Here is a 22,948-nt window from a genome sequence, read left to right as displayed (position 1 = left end):
GATGGATGTGCATTATAGACCATTATTTCCCTGTTGCAATACCTTTTTAAACATTAGTGCAACAACAGTTCGCTTTTTGATCAAAAATGGTAAAAATATTCATTTTTTATATAAACATGGTTGTAAAAGCAGCAATTTATCGAGATTTTTTTCATTCTGATTCTTCTCTTGCCATCTTAAAGGCCGGCAATCGATATATTCACAATATCCACCCTCTCCCTGAAGACACTGATCATTCCAGCTTAACTGGTAGCTGAAACTTCCTATATATCCAGCGGCCAATCCAAATTTATAATCACCACGACTTTCAGCATAGAGCTCAAAAATAACTTTGCCATTTTTTTTACATTGCCAAGAGAACTCTCGAGGTAAGTACATTTCTCTTCCAAAAGGTGTTTGAACTTTTGGATAAACACGATAAATATGAAAATTAACATCTTCAGTAAAGGTTAATGGTTCTTTGCCTATTTCTTGAATATCTAAGCGTGAACACAAAACGATATTCCATTGGTTTCTTATTTGGGTCAGAGTGACTTGGGTTGTTTCATTGAGATTAATCACTTGATATGTGTAAAAACATAAAGATAGAAAGGGTAAATGTAATGCTCGAGCATGTTTAAATCGCCCTAATCCACTCACTTCATATTTTTGCCCTTTATATAAGATTTCACCTTCACAATGACAAAGAACTGTCCAATAGTCTGATATTCCCCATTGCAAAGCAGATGAGTTCAAAATATTGGAAGGAGTTTGAATAACTAGATCACAGCTCATCTCAGAATCCACTCGTTTAAGATGAATTTGAGGAATTTGCCATTCAATAAGATCAGTTTTATCAAATTGGTAGTAATTAGGATTAAGCTGACATTGTCTTCGAATTGAATAAATTTTTAAGTGATCTACACTGTGTAAACTACTACTGACCAATACTGTTGCTGTATCAATCGCAGAAGTCACAATACTGTTTGCGTTATAACAAAGGGGAATTCTAGGCTGTCCAATCAGGCTAATATAATTAAAATAACGAAGTGGCGCAGGTAAGTTAGGAAGGATTAAACCTTGATAAACAACTTTGAAAAAGCCTCTAGAAGGCTGATATACAACGCCCCCATTTGAGTTGAGGCCCAGCTGCTGCAATTGATTTATCTGATTCATCAACTTCGGCATACTGAACCTCATATAATTTATGTTCTGATAGTCTCGTTATTTTTTTTAGCTAATAGTGTGGTAACAAAGCCCGATAGAGCATAGATAATTGAAACAATCAAAATACCCATTGGGATATTATAAGTGATTGCTGCAAAAATCAGTACTACTGGCAACATAACTACAAAAGGAACACGCTTACGGTCCATTTGCTTAAATGAATAGTATTTAATGTTTGAAATCATAAGTAGTCCAACCACCACCATGATCACCGAATTAATCACTTGAATCGCAATATCACGCAAATCGAAAATGAATGGGTAATCTCGCGCAACCCATACAAGTGAAATAATAATAATTGCAGCAAGTGGACTTGCGATACCAATAAAGTAACGTTTATCAACTACTCCAATTTGAACATTAAAACGCGCTAAACGGAAAGCCGCACAAGCAGTATAAACAAAACAGCAAGCTAAACCTATACGACCCAAGTCATGCAGACTCCAGCTATACATTAGCATTGCTGGCGCTACACCAAAGGCTAACAAATCTGACAATGAGTCATATTGCTCGCCAAAAGCACTTTGCGCACCAATTGCTCTGGCAACTCGACCATCTAATCCATCTAACAATGCTGCTATAAAAATGGCATAAATTGCTTGAGTAAATTCGCCATTCATACTCGCAATGATGGAATAGAAACCAGACAATAAAGCGGCTGTAGTTATTAAGTTAGGCCAAAGATAAATACCTCGACGCTTTACTTTTTGTCCTTCCGGATTATCTTCCTCTTCAACCACTTCGAACGTAATCCCATCAAAAGAATGTTCATTATGAGTTAAATCTTGCTCTGGTTTAGGCGCATTTGTCATTATTTTCTATTCCAAACATGTGCATTGATTTAGATTAATTATTACTCACCCACTAACCAACGTACAGCGGCGTGACCACCCGTTTCTTGCATACGTAAGTGAGGGAATAACCATTGTAGGGCTTGATCGGCTTGTTCAGAGAACTGCCAAGGCGGGTTAATTACCAATAAACCACAACCATTTAGACCTACAGGAGTGTCATCTGGCCATACACAAATTTCACAAACTAACTGACGGCGAATTCCTGTTTTGAACATTTTCTTTTCAAAACGCTCAATCATCGCTCGGTCTTTAATTGGATACCAAACTGCAAAAACGCCTGTTGGCCATTTCTTATGAGCTTGTTGTAACAATTCAACTAATTGCGGAAAATCTTTACGTTCTAACTCGTATGGCGGGTCAATCATGACTAGACCGCGCTTTTCCTTCGGTGGAATTACACCAAGTAAGCCTTCATATGCATCGCGCTCGTGCAAACCTGCACGTTTGTCATGAATGTTATGACGTAATTGCTGAAAAACATCACGTTGCATTTCAAATATAGTCGCTTTATCAATTTCGCGCATACCTTGTAATGCAAACCAAGGAGAACCAGGATAACTCCCCTTACCTTCTTGAGAGCGTAGTTCTTCAACAAGTTTTAAGTATTGTTGAATTGCTTCAGGAGCTTGGCGCTTTTCCATTTCTGAAAGCTGAACAAGACGATGAATACCAGTTAGGAATTCTCCTGACTTTTGCGCAGGTGCTTGAGATAAATCATATTTTCCTGCACCTCCATGCGTATCGATATAACGATAAGGTTTATCTTTGGCATTTAAACGATTAAGAAGCTGTAGCAAAAGCACATGCTTCATAACATCTGCAAAGTTGCCCGCATGGAAATGGTGACGGTAATTCATGTTGACTTTAATTCCTCAATTCAACAAATAGTTTAACATGAAAAAAATATTCTTTCGTAAGGTTGTGATCATCTAAAATAGAGCAGCTTGATATTTTACGATCTATTCGAGGTTATATGCACTCTCACTCGCTTCCTGATTCATGGAATCTGGATCAAATTTTAGATGATTTAAATGCACATGGTTTTGCAATTATAGATCACGCTTATTCAGATCAATATCGCGCTCAGGTTGCCAATGAATGTAGTCACCATATGGATGAATTCAGAGAAGCTGGTATTCAAAACGGCGTGGTAAGCAATATTCGGAGTGACCATATTCTATGGATTAATGATCAGCTTCCGATTGCCCAACAACATATTGAAACCCTAAATTTATTATCGCAAAGTCTAAATCAAGCATTTTATTTAGGAATTAAAGAGGTAGAAGCTCATTTCGCCTGTTACCATGCAGGTGAATTTTATGCATTACACCGCGATAATCCTCAGCAAAAAAATGATCGTATTATCTCTAGTGTTTATTATTTACACCCTGAATGGCAAGAAGACTGGGGTGGACAATTAAGGTTACAAGATAAAAATGAAAATTGGCATATTGTTAAACCTGAACCTAATCGGTTAGTTGTATTTCAAAGTAACTTATTGCACGAAGTTTTAGTTTCTAAACAGCAGCGCTTATCAATTACAGCATGGCTTCGTAGTGGAAACTCAATTTGGGGTTAGATGAGTGCTCTTTAAATTTCTCAAATGACCCCGATATAAGAGCTATTGATTAAAAAGGGCGAAGGCGTATGTCTATTGAAACAAAAGCAATTGTGAGCAGAATTGGTGAAACAGACCAACTCTATTTAACGGAAAATACGCCTGAGCTTGCTTTGGAACGTGCAGATTTACGTATGCAACTCGCGATGTTAAGCCGCGTTCGCCAAGAGCAAATTCATTTTTTGCAAGAGGCGATTGTTTTGCTCGAACAAGCTCGCATTGAATATGACGAGATGCCAATGAATTTATATTTAAATTTATCATTGCATTTAGCTAAAGCGTATATGATTTATTTTGAATTAAATAAAGAAAAGCGCTTTGCACTCATTACTCAGCAAATTTTGAAACCACTATCGCATCATGAGCATGCAGATATCTATTTTTTCTTGGCTTATGCTTCGGCAGCACAAGAAAAACCAGCCCTCACTCGGCATTGGCTTACTAAATATGTATCTACAACTCAATGTGATCTTGAACTGGTTCATGAACATCCGGTATTTCATCCAGTACGCCATGAGTCATGGTACAAAGATTTATTAAAACGAAAAACGCATTAAAGTATGAATTTTAAAAGGCCTGTTGCTAATAAACAGGCCTTTTTATTTTGCTATTTTTTGACACTATCTTCATGTAACTGTTCGTTGAGTTCATCAATGACGACAATCCACTCATCATCTTTTTCCCAATGACTTTTTAAAAAATCACTTTGTCCTTTTGACCAAAAGGGTGCTTCATGTAATTTCTGTTCAGCAGGCAATTGATGCGTTTTGATGAAGTTTTCAATACTTGCCTCGTCAGCATCTAATCCCAATTGTTCAAATAAAAGTTGTAATGTCGGTTGCTGTTCAAACACTGTTATTCTCCTATAACTTCTTTTCCATAATCTAACAACTATAGGGTTTAGTTGCATATCTATGTCTATATTTTCTTGTTGTTTTTTGTGTGTAGTTATAAATTTTCAAACATAAAAAAGCACCCTACAAGAGAGTGCTTTTTAATTCATTAAAGTAATGAATTATTTTACCATGTCAGCAATTGCTGCACGTTCTTCTTCAAGCTCGTTTAGAGTGAAGTTGATACGCTCACGGCTAAATTCGTCAATTTCTAAACCTTGAACGATTTTATATTCACCGTTTTCAGTTGTTACAGGGAAACCGAACATAACGCCTTCAGGAATACCATAAGAACCATCAGATGGAATACCCATAGTTACCCACTTGCCGTTTGTACCAAGCGCCCAATCACGCATATGGTCAATTGCAGCGTTAGCAGCAGAAGCAGCAGAAGACAAACCACGCGCTTCGATAATCGCAGCACCACGTTTACCAACAGTTGGAAGGAATACATCTTTGTTCCAAGCTGGATCGTTGATCTTGTCTTTTAAGCTTTCGCCGTTTGCAGTTGCAAAACGGTAGTCAGCATACATTGTTGGAGAGTGGTTGCCCCAAACTGTTAAGTTTTCGATGTCAGCAACAGCAACACCAGCTTTTTGAGCAACTTGAGTCAACGCGCGGTTGTGGTCAAGACGTAACATAGCTGTGAAGTTTTTCGCTGGAAGATCTGGAGCAGATTTCATTGCGATATAAGCGTTAGTGTTTGCAGGGTTACCTACAACTAATACTTTAACGTTACGGCTAGCAACTTCGTTCAAAGCTTGACCTTGGCCAATGAAGATTTCACCGTTAACTTTTAACAAGTCAGCACGTTCCATACCAGGACCACGTGGACGAGAACCAACTAGTAATGCATAGTCAGCATCTTTAAATGCAACTTTAGGATCATCAGTCCCGATCATGCCAGCCAATAAAGGGAAAGCACAGTCATCAAGTTCCATCATTACGCCTTTAAGCGCTTGTTGTGCTTTTTCAACTGGAACTTCAAGCAATTGTAAAATAACTGGTTGATCTTTACCTAGCATTTCACCGCTTGCGATACGGAATAATAAGCTGTAACCAATTTGACCTGCAGCGCCAGTCACGGCAACACGAACGGGTTGCTTCATGTAATTGTCTCCAATGAGTGTCCTTAATCGGGCTAAATAGCGATTCTATCTAACCAAATCATCATAAACGGCAAAGATTGTACTCTAAAGAAGTTGCAGATGCATGTAAAAGCGACTCATTTTCACCAAAAGTCTGATAGAAAATACAAATTAATCTTTACAAATAGATTCAATGTATGGTCAGCATTTTTTTATGAAATGGTAGCTCGCTTAGTAACTACCTTTAATTGTAATTTCACTTGGACAATTCGAGACAACGTGATTTGAACACTGTTTATATTGGCCATTTACGGTGTAACAGACTTTAACTTCTGTGAGAACAACATCCGAACGAGATAACTGGCAATTAAAACGGATACCATTTTGAGGCATGCTTGGATTAAGCTTCGTAAACTGCTGACGTAGTGTAGATTGCTGCATTTCTACATTGCTAGAACTTGTTAAATTAGCAGGTATTTTTAACCGCTCGGCAAAGTTAATAATCGTACGGAAATATTGACTCGCATTCATAGGAACACAGCCACCGACACTTTTCCAAAGCTGCACGCGAGCATTATTGTCTGGCATAACACGAGCAACAACTTTAGCTTGTAATGGTGATAGTGCAGCAGAACTTTCTGTTGAACAGTCAGTTCGGGTAGTTTCTGGCATTAAGCCAGTAATTGTAAGTGAATATCCTTCCAGACATTTACGCTGCTTCTGTTTAGAAGGATCTAACGAACAGACAGCAGGCGTCATCTGTACATGCATGACATAACCTTGCACGTTAACAGGTTCCGCATGTAAAACAGAACTCATCAATCCAATACTTGCACAGATCAACCACCATGCAAGTTGTGATATTGATTGAGGTCCTAAATATCTATATTTCATTTAATTAAAACTTGGTTATGCCAATTAAAAGAATGTTCCATCATTCATCATCTAAAATTAAGGTGATGACCGCATTGGAATGACTTTCATACGCTGTATTAATGATTGAGCGCCTTGACCCAATACCACTCCATAATGTGTCGCATTCGTCATGACATGCTTAACGTAATCTCTCGTTTCAAGCAATGGAATGGTTTCCGTATACTGATCAGCCTCAATCGGTTGGTAATCTGGTTGCCAACGTCTTGCACGATTCGGACCAGCATTATAACCAGCTGTCGCTAAAACAGGGTTATTGCTTAACTGACCTTGAATCATTGATAAATAAAATGTTCCATAACGAATATTGGTATTCATTTCACTCAACGCCGCCGGATTATATGTCTCCCCCATCTGACGAGCAATCAACTTTGCTGTATCAGGCATAATTTGCATTAGGCCACCTGCCCCCACATGGGAACGTGCCGAGGTAACAAACCGACTTTCTTGACGCATTAAACCATAAGCCCAAGCTGGATCAATTCCAGCATTGTAACTATGACTTACGACATTAGTCTTATGTGGGGTGACATAACGATAGGTATCATTATGTTTATTAGTTGTACGATCCGCTGCATAAATTGCACGGTCATACCAACCCATATCATGAGCACGCTTTGCAGCAGCTAATAATAAACCATCATCATGTTGGAGATAGGCCTGACGGACTGCCCAGTTCCATTCGCGATTTGTATAAGTCGGATTGGCGTTAATGCGTCTCAGAGTAAATGCACGGTTAAAGTGAATATTTTGATCTAAACGGCGCAAATCGCTTGCAGTTGGCTCATCACTATAAGGTTGATGATTATAGCGTACACCTAAACGGTCTTTTGCAAGTAAGTTGTGATAATCATCACCACTTTCAGCGAGTTTCTTATAAATACGTTGTGCCGTATTTTTAGAATTACTATCACCACGCTGTTCTGTCGCACGAGCTAACCAATATTGCCAGCGATCTTCTTGCTTCTGTGAAACAGACATACTATCAATCGCACGAATCAAGCTTTCCCATGCGCTAAAGCGAATTGCTTGTCGTGCATAAATTTCAGCTTCTTCAGGGCTTAAAGGGTAGCCATAACTCGCATCAAAGTATTGAAGAACTTCTCGGTTAAAATTATTTTTCATGACCGTAGTTCCGCCAATATAAGCTACGGTTCGATATAGATATTTTTGTACATTCTCGGGAGTGCCTTGTGCTACTCGCTGCACATTTGCAAAAGCATTTCCCAAGTCATTATTTGCTAGACGTCCCAATGCAAAAATCAGATAAGCATAATCAGCATCATTAGTTTTTGGGGCAGTCCACAAATAGTTAAGCGGATTTGCTTGAATCTGGTTAAGCTGAGCCAAAGAAAGATTTATTCCTAAACTTTGAGCAGTAGCAAGTGCCTGTCCAGATAGACCAGAGCGTAGCTGTACCCAAAGACGTTGTTGCTTATCTTGAGTACTCATTAATGGACTAGAAATCATCATACGACCTAGCCCAACACATGATTCTGGTTGAGATTCTGTTGCCAACCAAACATCTTTATATTCAGCAAATACTAATGCATCACCACTTTTAGCTCTCACCTGCGCTAAAGCACAATTTTCGGCTGGATCAGGGTTAGTAACATAAGATAAAAGTGGTTGAGCAGATACAAAGTCAGCTTGTTTTACTTTTTCTTCTACATAGTCTGCTGCAAGCTTCTCTGCCATAGCAGATTGAGGATAGCGCTGGGCAAAACTTACAATTGATGTTGGAGATTGAAAGCCTAGATTGCTGTTTAATTTCCAGTATTCAGGATAATAACCCAATACATCATTTTGCATTGCAGCCTGATATTGATCTAACAAGGCTGTATTACCACTATTTGCGGCATTTAATGCATCATTAAATTGTTCTTCTGCTGCATAAGACAATGAACAACCAAGTAAACACACAGCCCCTAACCAGCCACGATGTGCATATTTATTTTTCATCACACGACTCTTGTTTGATGAGCTCTTTTTACTTGGTCTCATAAATGTGTTAAACCCTGACTATCCACCTTTAGGCATAGTTTAATTATTCTTCGTGCTTTCTTTTGTTGTGTTATGTAACTCTCTGATTCAACATCATTAAAATTTATGTCATTTATCTCCATAAATCATAGCTCGCTTATGGCAGTTTAATTTTATCTGTTCAGCTCAAATACTGTTATAATCTTGGGTTTGACCCGTTTTGGGTTGTTTTATTATTTAACTAGATCGATCTGTTAGGAGCCTGCATGACGGTTCAAACCTTCATTCCCAATGGTGCCAAAGCTGCCTCAGAAAACACTGTTACCCAGCCAACGCACACCACTGATGTTTCAATAAAAAAACTTTATATTGAAACTCAAGGGTGTCAGATGAATGAGTATGACAGTCACCGTATGGCAGACCTTTTAGGGGATTCTCACGGCTACGTTTTAACGTCAAATCCTAATGAAGCAGACATTCTGCTCATGAATACTTGCTCTATCCGTGAAAAAGCACAAGAGAAAGTATTCAGTGAATTAGGCCGCTGGCGCAAATTAAAAGATAAAAATCCTGATCTTGTGATTGGTGTCGGTGGATGTGTTGCGTCTCAAGAAGGTGACAACATTCAAAAACGTGCGCCTTACGTGGACATGATTTTTGGTCCTCAAACACTCCACCGCTTACCGCAAATGCTTGATCAGCATAATGCTCAAGTAGAAAAACCGAAAAAAGATAAAATCAAACTGGTTGATATTTCTTTTCCAGATATCGAAAAATTCGACTTTTTACCTGAACCACGCGTAGAAGGCTTTAAAGCATTCGTTTCTATTATGGAAGGTTGCTCTAAATATTGTTCTTTCTGTGTAGTGCCATATACACGCGGTGAGGAAGTTTCTCGTCCACTAGATGATGTACTCGCAGAAATTGCTGGTCTTGCTGAAAAAGGTGTCCGTGAAATTTCATTGCTGGGTCAAAATGTAAATGGCTACCGTGGTGAAACATTCGAAGGTGGCATTTGTACCTTCCCTGAATTGTTACGACTCGTTGCAGAAATTCCGGGTATTGGACGACTACGTTATACAACTTCACACCCACTTGAGTTCTCTGATGAGCTTATTCAGTGTTATGAAGATTTACCTCAAATGGTTTCACATTTACATTTGCCTGTACAAAGCGGATCTAACGATGTTCTACAGGCCATGAAGCGAAATCACACCATTGATGTGTATATCGATAAGATTGCCAAGTTACGTAAAATACGCCCTGACATGCATTTATCGAGCGACTTTATTATTGGATTCCCTGGTGAAACTGATGAAAATTTCGCAGAAACACTTCAGTTTATCAAAGACTTAGATTTCGATCACTCATACAGCTTCGTTTACTCAAAACGTCCTGGTACACCAGCATCAGACTTACCAGATACAACACCTGAACAGGTTAAAAAAGAACGTTTAGCTCAAGTTCAGAAAGTGATTAAACAGTCTAGTATTGAAAAAACTGACGCAATGCTTGGCAAAATTGAACGTGTTCTCGTTGAAAAAGTATCTGATCAAGACCCTAATATTTTATTAGGTACCGCAGACAATACTCGTCTAGTCACTTTTGTAGGTGATGCTTCATGGGTGGGTCGCTTTGCGGAGATCGAGATTACTGAAATTAAAACTTTAAATTTAGTTTACGGCGAGCTCTTGAATCTTGAGCCTGACGTGGCGTAATGTAGAGGTATTCTAAAGTCTACTGAAAGGTTTTCTCTTGACTGCAGCGATTCGACGTACCGTAACATTTCCTGAAGTTTCAATGGAACGTTTAAAGAGCATCTTGGGTGCCTATAATGGGCACCTTAAGCAAATTGAACAGCGTTTAGATGTCAAAATTACTCATCGTGGAGATGTTTTTCACATAGATGGTGAGATAGATGCTGTTGGGAGAGCCGAAGCACTATTGCAGCGACTCTATGAAGAGTCTGAGGTATCTCAGCAAATCAGTGCTGACTTGTTGCATTTACTCATTCAATCTTCTCAAACCGAGCGTAATTTCGAGCTGGTTGGTGAAGAGATGGATGAGCATGATGCACCAATGGATGTCTATTTCCAGACTCGAAAAGGCCGTATTAATCCGCGTGGTGCCAACCAAAAACGTTATGTACAACGTATTTTACAAAGCGATATTTCTTTTGGTGTGGGCCCTGCTGGTACAGGTAAAACTTATTTAGCAGTTGCCGCAGCCGTAGATATGCTCGAACGCAACGAAATCCAGCGGATTTTACTTGTACGTCCTGCGGTAGAAGCAGGAGAAAAGCTCGGTTTCTTACCTGGTGATCTTACTCAGAAAATTGACCCATACCTACGCCCTCTTTACGACGCTCTTTACGAAATGCTCGGCTTTGAAAAAGTTGCCAAACTAATCGAGCGTCAAGTGATTGAGGTTGCTCCTCTTGCTTATATGCGTGGTCGTACTCTTAATCATTCATTTGTAATTTTGGATGAAGCCCAAAACACAACACCTGAACAAATGAAAATGTTCTTGACCCGTTTAGGTTTTGGCTCTCGCGCAGTGATTACAGGTGATATTACCCAAGTAGATTTACCTCGAGGCCAACAATCTGGTTTGGCACACGCTCTTCGTGTACTCGAGAATATTAAAGAAATTCATATTACCCGTTTCCATTCTCGTGACGTTGTACGTCATCAACTTGTTCAAAAAATTGTTGAAGCGTATGAAGGTTGGGATGGTGAACAACAGCGTCTTAATGCTGAAGCACGTGCTGAACGTAAAGCACGCCAAGAAGCATTAGTTGCTGAAAACGATACAGCAGCAGACTTGCAACATCAGGATGCCTAGGGTCTGTTGAATATTCTAAATTGGATTGCGTTGTCGGCTAAAATTGAGCAGGCAAGGCATGAAATGATGGGAAGGGTAAACCCCTTTCCAAGTTTCATAACGTAGTCTGAGATAATTTTAGCTACAACCCTTCGGGACAAGAGTGTTTTTTGTTGCTACATCGTTGTGAACTATTCATTTAGAATAACTAAATTTCATAGTCCATGCCTTGTATCATCTAAAAACACTCGATGTCGCAACCATCTGTGAATGTTTAACAGACCCTAAGGATTCACTTTGAAAATCAGTTTAAGTTTACAACAAGACTTTCAATCACCTGAGTTAGAGCTCAAACGAGCTCAACTCAAAAAAATTATTGAGACAACTTTACGCCACGTTGGCTACAAAGAAGATTGTGAAATTGGTATTGCCTGTGTTGATCTGGAAGAAAGCCATCAACTTAACTTGCAATATCGAGAAAAAGACAAACCTACCAATGTTTTATCATTCCCAAGTGATATTCCAGAAGAAGTTTTACCAATGCTTGATGCACTACCATTAGGTGATTTGGTGATCTGTATTCCAGTGGTATTACAAGAAGCTTTGGAACAAAAGAAAACTGCTCAAAATCATTTTGCACATCTATTGGTTCATGGTGTTTTACATTTACTTGGTTATGACCATGAAACAAGCGATGAAGATGCCGAAGAAATGGAAGGCTTAGAAATTGAAATTTTAGCTAAACTCAATATTGCTAATCCTTATCAGGAATCATAAATTTCACTTTTAAACGATTCATAACAGAATCAGTTTTCTAATTTATTTTTAAAATGTGGATATCCTACAAGTTATCCACATTTTTCATTAATGTACCTCAAATTCAGCTTCAGCTGGATCAAAACGCCAAGTACGAATAATACGTAGCTCAGAAATATCTTTCATATTGCTATCAAAACGACCAAATGGCGCACCACGACGTACAGAAGCTTTTGCAGCTTCATCTAAAACTGAATGTCCTGAACTTTCAAGTAAACGAATTGCACGAATGCCCCCTTGAGCATTCAAAATCACCATAAGGCGAACTTCACCTTTTAATTGTTGTTGTTTAGCTTCTTCTGGATAATAACGATTACCGTAAAGCTCCACCTTTTCACGGAACTTATCTAAATAAGCTGCTGAAGCATCTTTCTTGGCTTGAATACCATCGACTGTTTTTATTTTTTGTTGACGACTGAAATCTTGCTGACGTTGTAAATATTGAGCTTCTAGGCTCGCGACCATTGCAGCTTTAGCTTGAAACTGGCTTTCTAATTGCTCAAGTGCTTTCTTTCTTTGACTCTCCTCAGCTTGTTTCTGCCAGCTCAACACAGTCATAAGTACTTTTTCTTCAAACTTAAGTTCTCTTTGTTGCTGTACTTTTTCTAAAGTTTCTAACTGGGCTTCTCCCGTTGAAGCATCAGTAGTCATAGGCGTCGGAGTATTACTAGACATCCGATGAGCCTCTCGAAAAGTTCCTGAACCTTGTTGGTCTGCTTGCGCTAAAAAATCTGCATGCTTAACAGCATCCTCAGCAGGACGAATAGATATAGCGATTTCTTTCGTGGATTGCTCTGACGGCGCAGGCATAGCAAAATGAATAAGCAGCACAAGAGTATGCAACAAGATTGCGAGTATTATTGCAACAATAAAGACTCGGTCTTGCCACCAATAAAGAAAAGGCTCTATAGGAAGACTTCTTTTTTTCAACATAATCTTAAAAGCATATAAATGCCTTTTCCCCACGGTACTGATACCGAACAAAATACAAACTGATATTCAAATATGGATAAAAGTGTGATTCACTTCAAATATGAGTTTTTATCCATTTTCATTTTGTGAAAATGTATCAATTAAATTTGTTACACTGCAATATCAAAACGTGTTTTTAACATAATAAAGAGTGTGTTGTTTCTTTAATAATTCATCTTCTGGAAGTTCTTTTATGCAAACGCTATTTTCCTCACTAGTCAAACGTCTTCATAAAGTCTACCGCAAAGCTGAAGCCTTCATTGAGGAAGAAAGAGATTTTACATTGTCGCAAACTTTTCTAAACGCGACATTAGAACGCTATGTTACCAATAATGTCGAATTTCTAGATGATTTGCATACAGACCTTTATCATGATTGGTTAAGACTTTATGCCACAATGCATGTCAAAGGTTTAGAGACGACTTTATCTGTCGACTTAAAACTGATTCAGATGGAATTTAATAAAGAACAGCAACTAATAGTTTTTGAACAGATTAGTAATACACAAATAGTAGAAGCTAAATATAAAAATTTCTGGCAAAAAATTGCTGTAAAAGCTGCTATTTTTTACTATCACAAAATTCTAAAAAAAGATCCTTTGGGCATGATTTTGGAACGTTTTAACGTAGCCCAAGAAAAAGATGATCTTATCTTCCTAGACCTGAACCGTTGGTTCGGTAAGAAAGCCAGTATTATTGAAACATTAGGCAAAGTTCATATTAACTATGCGCGGGTTCGTGAAGCAGAATTGGTCGTCTTTGGTAATGTGAACCTTGCAGCTTTACTTTTCAAAGATCAAGATGACGATTTTGAAGATGAACTAGAAGACTCTGAGATTACGCCAATACAGCAAAAAGATGCATAACAACTGTATGAGCTAAAGAAATTTGCTGCTAAAAAACACAAAGAGATTACATATTTAGCATAAATCCTGATTTTTTCTCCATGATCAACAGGCATAATATGCAAAAGTCATAGATGCATCAGCACTGACCTTTCAGTCTGTACAAGGATATTTACTTATGGCAACAAAATTTCTGAAATCATTCAGCATCGCAACTGGTATTTCGACAACTTTGCTTATTGCAAGTTTCTCTAGCCATGCACTTGCCATGAGCCCATTTCAGGCAAATTATCAGTTTACCTATAATAATAAAGGCATGGGTTCAGCAACACGCGCACTTAGTCAACAAGGAAATAACTGGACTTATCTATTCACTGCAAAAGCAGGTGGAATCGCTTCTGCGAGTGAAACCAGTAAATTTAGTTTTGCTAATGGTAAAATCGGTTCACAAAGCTTTAGCCGTACCAGTAAAATTTTAATTCATAACAACACTATGAATATTAATTTTAACCCTAATAATAAGACAATTAGCACTAAGAAAGATGATAAAGCACGCTCATTTGCTTGGCAGCCAGGCGTACTTGACGAGCTAAATGCTGAATTACAAGTCCGTGAAGATTTAAAAAATGGTTCACTTAAATCTTCTTACCCTCTTGCAGATGCAAAAGAAGTCGAAAACCGCCGTTTTGTAAAACAAGGCAACGAAAAAGTTAAAACTTCTTACGGCACCTTTGATACGGTAAAAGTAGTTTTAGAACATGGCAGACCAGATCGCAGTACAATTTTCTGGTTAGCACCTAAATTAGACTACTTACCAGTTAAAGTAAGTCATATTGATGGCAAAACATCTTATGGTTTGTTATTAACAAGTTATAGCGGTAAAACGAATTAAAGCTTGCATTTTTTCGGATGCTTTTTAAAATACGCATTTGCTTTAAAAGCATCCGTCTAGAGGATTCTCCCGTGCAAGCACTAGAACAGAAAATCTTAACAGAAGGTATCGTTCTATCTGATCAAGTGTTGAAAGTCGACGCTTTCTTAAATCACCAAATTGACCCTGTCCTCATGCAGCAGATTGGTAAAGAATTTGCCGCTCGCTTCAAAGATGCAGGGATTACCAAGATTATTACCATTGAAGCTTCAGGTATTGCGCCAGCAATCATGGCAGGTTTAGAACTTGGTGTACCTGTGATTTTTGCTCGTAAATATCAATCGCTCACTTTAAAAGACGATTTATATCGCGCCAAAGTATTTAGTTTTACTAAACAAACTGAAAGTACCATTGCTATTTCAAACAAGCACATCAACTCAAGCGATAAAGCTTTGGTCATTGATGACTTTTTAGCAAATGGTCAAGCTGCACTTGGTTTGATTGACTTAATTCATCAAGCAAATGCAGAAGTTGTAGGTGTTGGTATTGTGATTGAAAAATCATTCCAACCTGGCCGTGATTTATTGCTTGAAAAAGGTTACCGCGTTGAATCATTAGCGCGAGTTAAATCACTTACTGATGGCACAGTAACTTTTGTTAAAGAATAAAATTGTTTTAATAAAAAAGAGCGGATTTCCGCTCTTTTTTATTACTATAAAAATTAAGAATGAAGTTTTTTTACGATTTCACCTAAACGCTTACCTTGCGCTTCACATAAAACCTTTTCATCTTGACTTAAACCTTGGTCATGACGTGGACCACTCACATGGCTAGCACCATAAGGCGTTCCGCCTGTTTTCGTATTTGATAAGGCGGGAATAGAATTTGGTAAACCTAAAATCATCATGCCATGATGAAATAACGGCGGTAACATTGTTAATAAAGTACTTTCTTGCCCACCGTGCATTGAACCAGAAGAAGTAAAAACGCAAGCAGGTTTATTATGTAATGCACCATTGAGCCAGAGACTTGTCGTTTGGTCCCAGAAATATTTCATTTCACTCCCCATATTACCAAAGCGAGTTGGAGACCCTAGTGCCAAGCCAGCACAATTAGCTAAATCCTCTAAAGTACAATAAATATCGCCGTCTTCAGGAATGCTCGGTTCAGCCTCTGTTACAACTGTTGCAATATTAGGTACTGTTCTTATTTTTACAGCAACCCCAGCAGACTCAACACCATTTGCAATAAGATGCGCCATTTCTTTAGTAGAACCATATTTACTGTAATAAAGCACAAGAATGTAAGGTTGCATCGCTTTCATGAATTTTGTTAAAAAGAACACTATACGGTATTTTTTATTTTTTTGGCGAAGCCAATTCTATGAAATTTTAGAGGTGATTGATTTTTAAGGGCAACAGTAACAAATATCGGTAAAAGCTTTTTACGATGTTTTGTTACGATGATACATACGGAACTTTCAGAATACTTTTTATTCTTTAGGTTAAAGTTTACCCATATCAACGATAGTGTTCTCAAACGAAGACACTGGTGAATATCAATCACCCACATCATGATTAAAAAAATCGGGATAGATGACGCATGTTAGAACGTTTTTTGAAGAGACTTCCTTTTTATAACAAGACCTGGTTTCAATTTATTTTATTCGTGATTAAGCGTTTTGAAGCTGATCGCTGCCGAGAACAGGCTGGCGCTCTCACTTATACAACTCTTTTTGCTGTTGTGCCGATGCTAACAGTATTTTTAGTTATTATTTCTTCAATTAAAGCGTTAGAACCTGCTAGACAACAGTTACAGCACTTAATCTATAGTAACTTTTTACCTAAAAGTACGATTGCATTTGATAAGGCACTCAATGCATTTACCGAGAAATCCAGTAATTTAACTGTAATTGGTGTACTGTTCCTATTTGTCACGACAGTTTTAATGCTGACAACAATTGAAACTGCCTTCAATCGGATATGGAGAGTGAAAGAAACTCGTAGTGGCATTGTAGGTTTTATGCGCTACTGGACCATTATTTCGCTTGGCCCTATTATCTTAGGTAGTGCTTTCGTTATTTCATCAACCGTTGCATCAATGAACTTATTAAGTAATAACTTTACAGGTTATCAACTTGATGGCGCCTTTCTACTTTGGCTCATTTCTTTTGTTCTTACTGTTTTGGGATTCTTTATTTTATATTGGACCATTCCCAACCGCACGGTCCCGTTATTTTCAGCAGCAATTGCCGCCTGTTTAAGTGCTGTATTATTTGAAATACTCAAAAACTTATTTGGCTTTTTAATGTCCAACTTCACCAGTTATGAAATCATATACGGTGCATTTGCGGCAGTACCTATTTTCCTACTATGGGTTTTCTTATCTTGGAATATTGTTTTGCTTGGGGTCGAGGTGAGTTTTGCCCTTACCGCTTTCCATTCAGGTAAAGAGCAAAAAAGACATCCAGTACTCATGCTACTCGATATTTTAGAACTCTTTTATAAAAAGCAGAAACTTGGTGAAAGTGTAAGTGATAAAGAAGCATTGGGTATTTTAGGCCGCGGTGAGGTTGGCCGTTGGCCCGCTTATGTCGTCTTACTTGAAGAGCAAAATTTAGTTAAACGCACAGATAAAGATGAATATGTTTTAGTTCGCAATTTATCTCAAGTCGACTTCTGGAGCTTCTTCACTGCATTGCCTTATCCACTTCCCCTACGTCTAGATGTACTCAATGTGCATGACGATGACGAATGGATGGAAAGAATTGGCCCTGCACTAGTTGAATCAAACGACTATTTAGCTGCAAAGCTCTCTATTCCACTTTCAACGATTTTTGAAGAGAAATAATATACATGAACAACAGGGTTTAGCCTTTGTTTGGTTGGCCCTGTTTTAAGCTCATAATAATGATTCCTGATAAAACCAAAATACTTCCAGCTACAAATTTGATTTCTAATTTTTCATCTAAGAACAACACACTAAAAAGCACACCAAATAATGGCGTCAGAAAGGAAAATACGCCTAAACGTGAGGCTAAATAATTTCTTAATAGCCAAAACCAAAGTAATAAACTTGCAAAAGATACAATCAATGTTTGAAAGCTCAGACTTAAAAATGTCAATTTCGTAAGATGAATTGTGGTTTGATCTGTCGCAAAAGCGATTAAGATTAATAAAATGAAACAACCCGTGAGTTGATAAAACAAGGTTTGCGTTGCTGGGGCTTGAGCCAAAGAAGATAAGCGAACAATAATAGTGCTTAATGCCCAAGCCATTCCCGCCATAAGTGCATATAAATCACCCAATAAAACTTGCACTAATGCTGCGCCATTTAGAGTTGTAGCTGTCGGATAAAATGTAATAATAATTCCCATAAAAGCCAAAGTAATGCCTGCCCACTGCGCTCGGTTCAAGCGCTCAGTAGGAAATTTCCAATGAAGTCCCAATGCGACAAAAATTGGAGCGGTATAGAGTAAAACTACAGTATGGGAAGTTGAGGTGAGTTTTAAGGCTTGAGTTACGAAATAGAACTCTAATGAAAAAAATAAAGCAACAAGCGCACCAGCTTTACATTGTTGATAAGAAAATAGATGGATAGAACTATCACGCCACAATAAAGGCAATACTAAAAGTGCAGATAATCCAGAACGTAAAGCAATTTGCATAATCGGCGTAATATCTGCAGCCGCTATTTTTAGAACCACTTGTTGAAGTCCTAAAATCATGCATAAAAGCACCATTAAAGCCGAAGCTCTGGTATCCAGATTTTTGCGCTCGTCCATTTAATACCTTTATTTATAGCGAAAAATCAGACTATAGAACTGTCGTATTTGCATGATATAGTGAAAAACAGACAAGCTATTTGCATTTTCAGGCAATTTTCATAGATGAAAAAATCAGCTCAACGTGTGCAAGATTTTCTAGAAATTCCCGCTCACAACTCAATTCCTGATTTACTCTGGTTTCGTGTGCGAAATGCGCCAGCAGAAACGGTTTATCCTCAACATGCACATGCATGGGGTGAATTTATTTATGCTTTTAGTGGTGTACTTGAAGTTAATATTGATCAAATCAACTATTTAACGCCGCCACCTTACGGGATTTGGCTACCACCTTATACCAAACATAGCGGAATTAATCGCAATGAAGTAACCCATGCAACCTTATATATTCATGAAAGACTGTGCCAAAAGTTACCGCAGAAAGCAGGAATATTATTAACTTCACCGCTTGTACCTGCGTTGTTAGACCACTTAAGGCAATATCATCAGGATGAAACTCAAGTTGAATATTTACGTCTACTTCAGGTTCTATTAGATCAACTCATAGAAGCTGAATTGGTCGGTAGTTATTTACCAACAACACATCATCCGGCCTTAGCAAAAGTTTTAAATGATTTACACCATAACCCTGCCGATAACAGTACTTTGCAAGAACTCGCTGAACGGATAAATATGACTGAAAGAACTTTGGCTCGTTACAGTCAAAAAGAGTTAGGCATGTCTTTACATGAATGGAGACAAAGATTAAAAGTTATGAAAGCGATGACTATGCTCAATCAAGGGAAAACAATTGAAAGCATCGCTTTTGATTTAGGTTATGCCAGTGCATCAGCATTTATTTATATGTTTAAACGCTGGATGGGATTTACCCCAGACCAGTTCCGAAAGCTCTATCAATAACTTAATGTCGAGTGCAATAAAAAACCCTATTATCATTTCAATAATAGGGTTCAAAACTTAATGTCCTAAATCAAATTATGCTTTAACAAAAGTTTCCCAAACAAAATCTTGAGTAGCACCTTTCAAAGTCATTTTTAACTGATCGCCAGCATTCAATGGCCCTACACCTGCTGGCGTACCTGTCATAATGACATCGCCCGGTTCAAGTGAAAACACCTGATTTATATCAACCAATAAGTAAGCAATATTAAACATAAGCAAGGCTGTATTACCATCTTGACGTAATTCATCATTTATATGGAAAGTAAATTTAGTCTCTTCCCAATTGGTAATTTCACTCACATCGACCCAGTCCGCAAGTACACATGAACCATCAAATGCTTTTGCTCTTTCCCAAGGCTGGCCTTTATCCTTCAATTCATTTTGCATATCACGCAAAGTTAAATCTAACCCTAAAGTTACCGCACCAATAGCTTGCAATACTTTTTGCGGATCAGTTTCGCCTTTTAGTGGCTTATCAATACGTAAAACAAATTCGCATTCGAAATGGCAACTACCCCAAGATGGATTCCACGAAATACCTTCATCTAAACCAATCAAACTACTTGGCGGTTTGATAAACAATACTGGTCGTCCCGGCATTGCATTGTTCAGCTCTTTTACATGATCGGCATAACTTCTGCCCACGCAAACGATTTTTGAAGGACGTGTATTCATGAGGCTTCCTTTATATTGTTGCGACTAATAATTCCAATAACTTATTTCTTAAATGTATTTTCAAATACGGTTTGATCTGAAGCTTGAGCAAAAGCACGTTTAGGTACAATAATGACCGTCTTATTTTTTAGCTCAAGCATATAAGTCAATTTACCTATGGCAAAAGTTTGTACGTCACCATACTGTACAACTTGTTTACGACCCGCAGCATAAAGTTCAAAATAATCCTGATATAAATCGATTCCCTGCTCACTCTTACCAAATTGATAACGGACAAATTGGCGTTTAAACATCATTGGTAAAAGCCAATAGCGCATTAAACCTTGCATAATTAGGAAAAAAACACCTAAAGCAACATAGTAACGACCAACACCTGAGAAACCTAAATAAAGCCCCCAAATAATGATTGCAACACTAATAACAGGGGTTAAAAAACGGCTGAATTGCTTCTTTCCGAACGTCACCAAGCCAAACCCGTCTTGAGACTCTTCTAAATTTAAATAATAACGTAAAGATAAAGCGCTTTTTTGCTCGGTCATCACAATGTGTCAATATTGAATAAATCGAAACTATTAGAGCATATTCATCTACGCTTTAAAATGAATCAAAAGTGATTTTTTATTTTTGCTCAACTTATAAGACTTTCAGTTGTGCAAGCTGCTTACTCGTTTCATATATAGAACATAGATTCATATTTATAAGGCTTATTTCATATTCTTAAATTTATAGAATGCTTCTATTGTCTCTTTTAGTGGAATTCGTCATGTCTTTCTTTGCAAAACTATTTGGCTTAAATCAAAAATCGGCAACTCAAGAAGATGTGGCTGTTAAAGCCACTCAAGAACTAGAGCCTTCACATGCAGTTTCTTTCTTAGAACTCATTAAGAACCGCCGCTCTATTTATGCAATTGGAAATAACTTAAGCCAAACCAACGACGAAATTGAAAAATTAATTCAAGAAGCAATCAGACATAGTCCTTCTGCATTTAACTCTCAATCATCTCGCGCTGTTATTTTATTTGGAGAGTCACATCACAAGTTTTGGAATATGGTTCTAGAAGTTTTAAAAAGTATTATCCCAGCTGAAGCTGTATCTGGAACAGAACAAAAAATTCAAAGTTTTGCCGCTGGTGCAGGCACAGTTTTGTTTTATGAAGATCAGAACGTGGTTAAAGGCTTACAAGAACAGTTTGAAGCTTATGCTGATAATTTTCCAATCTGGTCTGAGCACTCAACAGCAATTGCTCAATTTGCAGTTTGGAATGTATTAGCTGAAAAAAGTATTGGCGCTTCATTGCAACACTACAACCCAATTATTGATGAGAAAATTAATACTGCTTTCAATATCCCAGCTGAATGGAAGCTAAGAGCTCAGTTAGTTTTTGGTTCTATTGAAGGAAATGCTGGAGAAAAAGCCTTTATTGATGATTCAAGCCGCTTTAAAACATTTGGCTAATCAATATTTTGTACTATCGTTTAGAGCTGGTTGCCATGAGCACCAGCTTTTTTAATAAAACTATAAAAAATAGGCACAAAAAAACCGCTATAAATAGCGGTTAATTCTTCAAGTGGTGCGCTCAGAGAGATTCGAACTCCCGACCCCTTAGTTCGTAGCCAAGTGCTCTATCCAGCTGAGCTATGAGCGCGTACTTGATGGAGGGCATTATACGCAGTTTTTCTATTTTAGAAAGACATTTTTCATCTTTTTGTCATCGAACGTCTAGTTCTTAGCCATTAGAAAATACAAAGGTATGATCTCGCTCAGGAATGTAGTCTGCTTAGCTATGAAATCGGTTTGAAATATTTTTTTTCAATTAAAGTTCTTTACGGCTACACCCCAATTTGGGCATTTTGGCCAAATGAGTAAAAATAAAAGTATAGTTTTTTAGTCAGGATTATATAAATAAAATATTTCTACCTGCCCATAAATATTTTTATTAACTAATTTATTTAGCTTTAATATTTATAAAAAATAATCAAAAAAAGAGGAAAAAATACATTGATCTTCAAACCATATATTATAAAAAAAATTATTATTTTTATGTCTAAATCAAAGTGAATATCTAATTGTCAAAACATTATAAGTATCAAATTATTTGAGTAGAAATATGCATTGACACTTTTTGAGATGTACCCAATACTAATTTTTAATTATTGAGAAGCATATCTCAATAATTGCCTAACGTAATAAATAAATACTTACTTAAAAATACATAAATACACAGGAAATAGACCATCATGTTCTTATTAAAAAATCTAGTAACTTCGATATCAAAAGTTACCCAAGACTTGGGTAATATTATATCGGTAACCCCAATTGTAAATACAGGTTCCTCTGTTAACGTAAACGTTTCTGATATAAATATTGCTACTGGAAATGTTTCAACATCAGGCTTACTTTCTAATGTTGTTTCAACTGTAACCAATACCGTTTCTCACACAACAGGCTTAGTTTCTGGTGTAGTCGGTACCGTAACAGGTGCTGTTGGTGGTGTAACTGGTGGCGCTACTAGCGGCAATCCAGTCGGTGCAGTAACTGACATCCTTGGCGGTGTGACTGGCACTATCGGCGGCCTGACTGGTGGTTTAACTGGCGGCGTGACTGGTGGCAATCCAGTCGGTGCAGTAACTGATATCCTTGGCGGT

22 protein-coding genes, 1 tRNA gene and 2 pseudogenes are annotated in these 22,948 nt (G+C 37.7%); 12 read left to right on the top strand and 13 right to left on the bottom strand.

Annotation, left to right across the window (positions count from 1 at the left end):
- Nucleotides 1–80: 80 nt before the first annotated feature.
- The 3 genes and pseudogenes from B554_RS0100415 to B554_RS0100405 all read right to left on the bottom strand — a co-directional run bounded on the left by B554_RS0100415 (nt 81) and on the right by B554_RS0100405 (nt 2,917).
- Nucleotides 81–1,167: pseudogene (locus tag B554_RS0100415) on the bottom strand (DUF6670 family protein).
- A 17-nt stretch (nt 1,168–1,184) separates the two neighbouring features.
- Nucleotides 1,185–2,018 carry a CDP-diacylglycerol--serine O-phosphatidyltransferase gene (gene pssA, locus B554_RS0100410; RefSeq protein ID WP_004705447.1) on the bottom strand — a complete coding sequence of 278 codons (834 nt, stop codon included), beginning with the start codon at nt 2,016–2,018 and terminating at the stop codon, nt 1,185–1,187.
- Nucleotides 2,019–2,059: 41 nt separating this feature from the next.
- Nucleotides 2,060–2,917 (bottom strand): 23S rRNA (adenine(2030)-N(6))-methyltransferase RlmJ, encoded by an 858-nt coding sequence (locus B554_RS0100405; protein WP_004705444.1) that lies wholly within the window; start codon nt 2,915–2,917, stop codon nt 2,060–2,062.
- Nucleotides 2,918–3,033: 116 nt separating this feature from the next.
- On the opposite strand from B554_RS0100405, the gene B554_RS0100400 reads away from it, so the two are divergent.
- Both B554_RS0100400 and B554_RS0100395 read left to right on the top strand, forming a co-directional pair.
- Nucleotides 3,034–3,639 carry a 2OG-Fe(II) oxygenase gene (locus tag B554_RS0100400; protein WP_019456561.1) on the top strand — a complete coding sequence of 202 codons (606 nt, stop codon included), beginning with the start codon at nt 3,034–3,036 and terminating at the stop codon, nt 3,637–3,639.
- Between the two features lie 68 nt (nt 3,640–3,707).
- Nucleotides 3,708–4,235, top strand: coding sequence for a hypothetical protein (locus B554_RS0100395; protein WP_019456560.1), 528 nt, complete (start codon nt 3,708–3,710; stop codon nt 4,233–4,235).
- A gap of 50 nt (nt 4,236–4,285) precedes the next feature.
- On the opposite strand, the gene B554_RS0100390 is transcribed toward B554_RS0100395, so the two are convergent.
- From B554_RS0100390 to B554_RS0100375, 4 genes are all read right to left on the bottom strand, one after another.
- Complete coding sequence (locus B554_RS0100390; protein WP_019456559.1) at nt 4,286–4,531, bottom strand: DUF2789 family protein; 246 nt, start codon at nt 4,529–4,531, stop codon at nt 4,286–4,288.
- Nucleotides 4,532–4,693: 162 nt separating this feature from the next.
- The gene (locus B554_RS0100385; protein WP_002119517.1) at nt 4,694–5,680 is read right to left on the bottom strand and encodes a malate dehydrogenase; all 987 of its coding nucleotides are present in this window, start codon (nt 5,678–5,680) and stop codon (nt 4,694–4,696) included.
- A 210-nt stretch (nt 5,681–5,890) separates the two neighbouring features.
- Entirely contained in the window at nt 5,891–6,553 is a 663-nt protein-coding gene (locus tag B554_RS0100380) for a ribonuclease T2 family protein (RefSeq protein WP_004705438.1), read from the bottom strand.
- Between the two features lie 57 nt (nt 6,554–6,610).
- Nucleotides 6,611–8,554 (bottom strand): lytic transglycosylase domain-containing protein, encoded by a 1,944-nt coding sequence (locus B554_RS0100375; RefSeq protein ID WP_019456557.1) that lies wholly within the window; start codon nt 8,552–8,554, stop codon nt 6,611–6,613.
- Nucleotides 8,555–8,841: 287 nt separating this feature from the next.
- On the opposite strand from B554_RS0100375, the gene miaB reads away from it, so the two are divergent.
- From miaB to ybeY, 3 genes are all read left to right on the top strand, one after another.
- Nucleotides 8,842–10,293 carry a tRNA (N6-isopentenyl adenosine(37)-C2)-methylthiotransferase MiaB gene (miaB, locus tag B554_RS0100370; protein WP_019456556.1) on the top strand — a complete coding sequence of 484 codons (1,452 nt, stop codon included), beginning with the start codon at nt 8,842–8,844 and terminating at the stop codon, nt 10,291–10,293.
- A 37-nt stretch (nt 10,294–10,330) separates the two neighbouring features.
- Nucleotides 10,331–11,419: a PhoH family protein gene (locus B554_RS0100365; RefSeq protein ID WP_004705435.1), complete on the top strand. Its 1,089-nt coding sequence runs from the start codon at nt 10,331–10,333 to the stop codon at nt 11,417–11,419.
- A gap of 276 nt (nt 11,420–11,695) precedes the next feature.
- Nucleotides 11,696–12,175, top strand: coding sequence for an rRNA maturation RNase YbeY (gene ybeY, locus B554_RS0100360; RefSeq protein ID WP_004705432.1), 480 nt, complete (start codon nt 11,696–11,698; stop codon nt 12,173–12,175).
- An 87-nt stretch (nt 12,176–12,262) separates the two neighbouring features.
- Here ybeY and B554_RS0100355 read toward each other — a convergent pair whose 3' ends face one another.
- Nucleotides 12,263–13,147: an energy transducer TonB gene (locus tag B554_RS0100355; protein WP_019456555.1), complete on the bottom strand. Its 885-nt coding sequence runs from the start codon at nt 13,145–13,147 to the stop codon at nt 12,263–12,265.
- 232 nt (nt 13,148–13,379) lie between these two features.
- Between B554_RS0100355 and B554_RS0100350 the strand changes: the two genes are divergently transcribed.
- From B554_RS0100350 to B554_RS0100340, 3 genes are all read left to right on the top strand, one after another.
- The gene (locus B554_RS0100350; protein WP_004705429.1) at nt 13,380–14,051 is read left to right on the top strand and encodes a hypothetical protein; all 672 of its coding nucleotides are present in this window, start codon (nt 13,380–13,382) and stop codon (nt 14,049–14,051) included.
- Nucleotides 14,052–14,208: 157 nt separating this feature from the next.
- Nucleotides 14,209–14,922 carry a DUF3108 domain-containing protein gene (locus B554_RS0100345; RefSeq protein WP_019456554.1) on the top strand — a complete coding sequence of 238 codons (714 nt, stop codon included), beginning with the start codon at nt 14,209–14,211 and terminating at the stop codon, nt 14,920–14,922.
- A gap of 71 nt (nt 14,923–14,993) precedes the next feature.
- A complete protein-coding gene (locus tag B554_RS0100340) occupies nt 14,994–15,569 on the top strand; it encodes a xanthine phosphoribosyltransferase (RefSeq protein ID WP_019456553.1) in 576 nt (191 codons plus the stop codon).
- 53 nt (nt 15,570–15,622) lie between these two features.
- Here B554_RS0100340 and wrbA read toward each other — a convergent pair whose 3' ends face one another.
- Complete coding sequence (gene wrbA / locus B554_RS0100335) at nt 15,623–16,216, bottom strand: NAD(P)H:quinone oxidoreductase (protein ID WP_025465033.1); 594 nt, start codon at nt 16,214–16,216, stop codon at nt 15,623–15,625.
- A gap of 287 nt (nt 16,217–16,503) precedes the next feature.
- Here wrbA and B554_RS0100330 point away from each other — a divergent pair, with 287 nt between their 5' ends.
- Nucleotides 16,504–17,751, top strand: a complete 1,248-nt coding sequence (locus tag B554_RS0100330) for a YihY family inner membrane protein (protein ID WP_004705421.1) — start codon at nt 16,504–16,506, stop codon at nt 17,749–17,751.
- 19 nt (nt 17,752–17,770) lie between these two features.
- Here B554_RS0100330 and B554_RS0100325 read toward each other — a convergent pair whose 3' ends face one another.
- Entirely contained in the window at nt 17,771–18,685 is a 915-nt protein-coding gene (locus B554_RS0100325; RefSeq protein ID WP_019456551.1) for a DMT family transporter, read from the bottom strand.
- A gap of 105 nt (nt 18,686–18,790) precedes the next feature.
- Between B554_RS0100325 and B554_RS0100320 the strand changes: the two genes are divergently transcribed.
- Nucleotides 18,791–19,585, top strand: coding sequence for an AraC family transcriptional regulator (locus tag B554_RS0100320; protein WP_019456550.1), 795 nt, complete (start codon nt 18,791–18,793; stop codon nt 19,583–19,585).
- 75 nt (nt 19,586–19,660) lie between these two features.
- Here the strand turns inward: B554_RS0100320 and B554_RS0100315 are convergent, their stop codons facing one another.
- Nucleotides 19,661–20,302, bottom strand: a complete 642-nt coding sequence (locus tag B554_RS0100315) for a fumarylacetoacetate hydrolase family protein (protein WP_019456549.1) — start codon at nt 20,300–20,302, stop codon at nt 19,661–19,663.
- A gap of 41 nt (nt 20,303–20,343) precedes the next feature.
- Nucleotides 20,344–20,841, bottom strand: a complete 498-nt coding sequence (locus tag B554_RS0100310; RefSeq protein WP_004705413.1) for a YcxB family protein — start codon at nt 20,839–20,841, stop codon at nt 20,344–20,346.
- A gap of 224 nt (nt 20,842–21,065) precedes the next feature.
- Between B554_RS0100310 and B554_RS0100305 the strand changes: the two genes are divergently transcribed.
- Nucleotides 21,066–21,758, top strand: coding sequence for a nitroreductase family protein (locus tag B554_RS0100305; protein WP_019456548.1), 693 nt, complete (start codon nt 21,066–21,068; stop codon nt 21,756–21,758).
- Nucleotides 21,759–21,871: 113 nt separating this feature from the next.
- On the opposite strand, the gene B554_RS0100295 is transcribed toward B554_RS0100305, so the two are convergent.
- A tRNA-Arg gene (locus tag B554_RS0100295) sits at nt 21,872–21,948 on the bottom strand.
- A gap of 592 nt (nt 21,949–22,540) precedes the next feature.
- Here B554_RS0100295 and B554_RS18300 point away from each other — a divergent pair.
- Nucleotides 22,541–22,948, top strand: a pseudogene (locus B554_RS18300) (hypothetical protein); the annotation flags it as partial.

The sequence above is a fragment of the Acinetobacter sp. GG2 genome, from assembly GCF_000292385.1.
GTDB classification, from domain to species: Bacteria; Pseudomonadota; Gammaproteobacteria; order Pseudomonadales; family Moraxellaceae; genus Acinetobacter; species Acinetobacter seifertii.
This window is presented reverse-complemented; position numbering and strand designations above follow the sequence as displayed.

Excerpts from the sequence above, each read along its gene's own strand:
- B554_RS0100395 (WP_019456560.1), top strand. The coding sequence starts at position 3,708 with ATGTCTATTGAAACAAAAGCAATTGTGAGCAGAATTGGTGAAACAGAC.
- pssA (WP_004705447.1), bottom strand. The coding sequence starts at position 2,018 with ATGACAAATGCGCCTAAACCAGAGCAAGATTTAACTCATAATGAACAT.
- B554_RS0100400 (WP_019456561.1), top strand. The coding sequence starts at position 3,034 with ATGCACTCTCACTCGCTTCCTGATTCATGGAATCTGGATCAAATTTTA.
- B554_RS0100355 (WP_019456555.1), bottom strand. The coding sequence starts at position 13,147 with ATGTTGAAAAAAAGAAGTCTTCCTATAGAGCCTTTTCTTTATTGGTGG.
- B554_RS0100325 (WP_019456551.1), bottom strand. The coding sequence starts at position 18,685 with ATGGACGAGCGCAAAAATCTGGATACCAGAGCTTCGGCTTTAATGGTG.
- miaB (WP_019456556.1), top strand. The coding sequence starts at position 8,842 with ATGACGGTTCAAACCTTCATTCCCAATGGTGCCAAAGCTGCCTCAGAA.
- B554_RS0100345 (WP_019456554.1), top strand. The coding sequence starts at position 14,209 with ATGGCAACAAAATTTCTGAAATCATTCAGCATCGCAACTGGTATTTCG.
- B554_RS0100305 (WP_019456548.1), top strand. The coding sequence starts at position 21,066 with ATGTCTTTCTTTGCAAAACTATTTGGCTTAAATCAAAAATCGGCAACT.
- B554_RS0100405 (WP_004705444.1), bottom strand. The coding sequence starts at position 2,917 with ATGAATTACCGTCACCATTTCCATGCGGGCAACTTTGCAGATGTTATG.
- B554_RS0100385 (WP_002119517.1), bottom strand. The coding sequence starts at position 5,680 with ATGAAGCAACCCGTTCGTGTTGCCGTGACTGGCGCTGCAGGTCAAATT.
- B554_RS0100320 (WP_019456550.1), top strand. The coding sequence starts at position 18,791 with ATGAAAAAATCAGCTCAACGTGTGCAAGATTTTCTAGAAATTCCCGCT.
- B554_RS0100315 (WP_019456549.1), bottom strand. The coding sequence starts at position 20,302 with ATGAATACACGTCCTTCAAAAATCGTTTGCGTGGGCAGAAGTTATGCC.
- B554_RS0100310 (WP_004705413.1), bottom strand. The coding sequence starts at position 20,841 with ATGACCGAGCAAAAAAGCGCTTTATCTTTACGTTATTATTTAAATTTA.
- wrbA (WP_025465033.1), bottom strand. The coding sequence starts at position 16,216 with ATGCAACCTTACATTCTTGTGCTTTATTACAGTAAATATGGTTCTACT.
- B554_RS0100380 (WP_004705438.1), bottom strand. The coding sequence starts at position 6,553 with ATGAAATATAGATATTTAGGACCTCAATCAATATCACAACTTGCATGG.
- B554_RS0100350 (WP_004705429.1), top strand. The coding sequence starts at position 13,380 with ATGCAAACGCTATTTTCCTCACTAGTCAAACGTCTTCATAAAGTCTAC.
- B554_RS0100330 (WP_004705421.1), top strand. The coding sequence starts at position 16,504 with ATGTTAGAACGTTTTTTGAAGAGACTTCCTTTTTATAACAAGACCTGG.
- B554_RS0100375 (WP_019456557.1), bottom strand. The coding sequence starts at position 8,554 with ATGAAAAATAAATATGCACATCGTGGCTGGTTAGGGGCTGTGTGTTTA.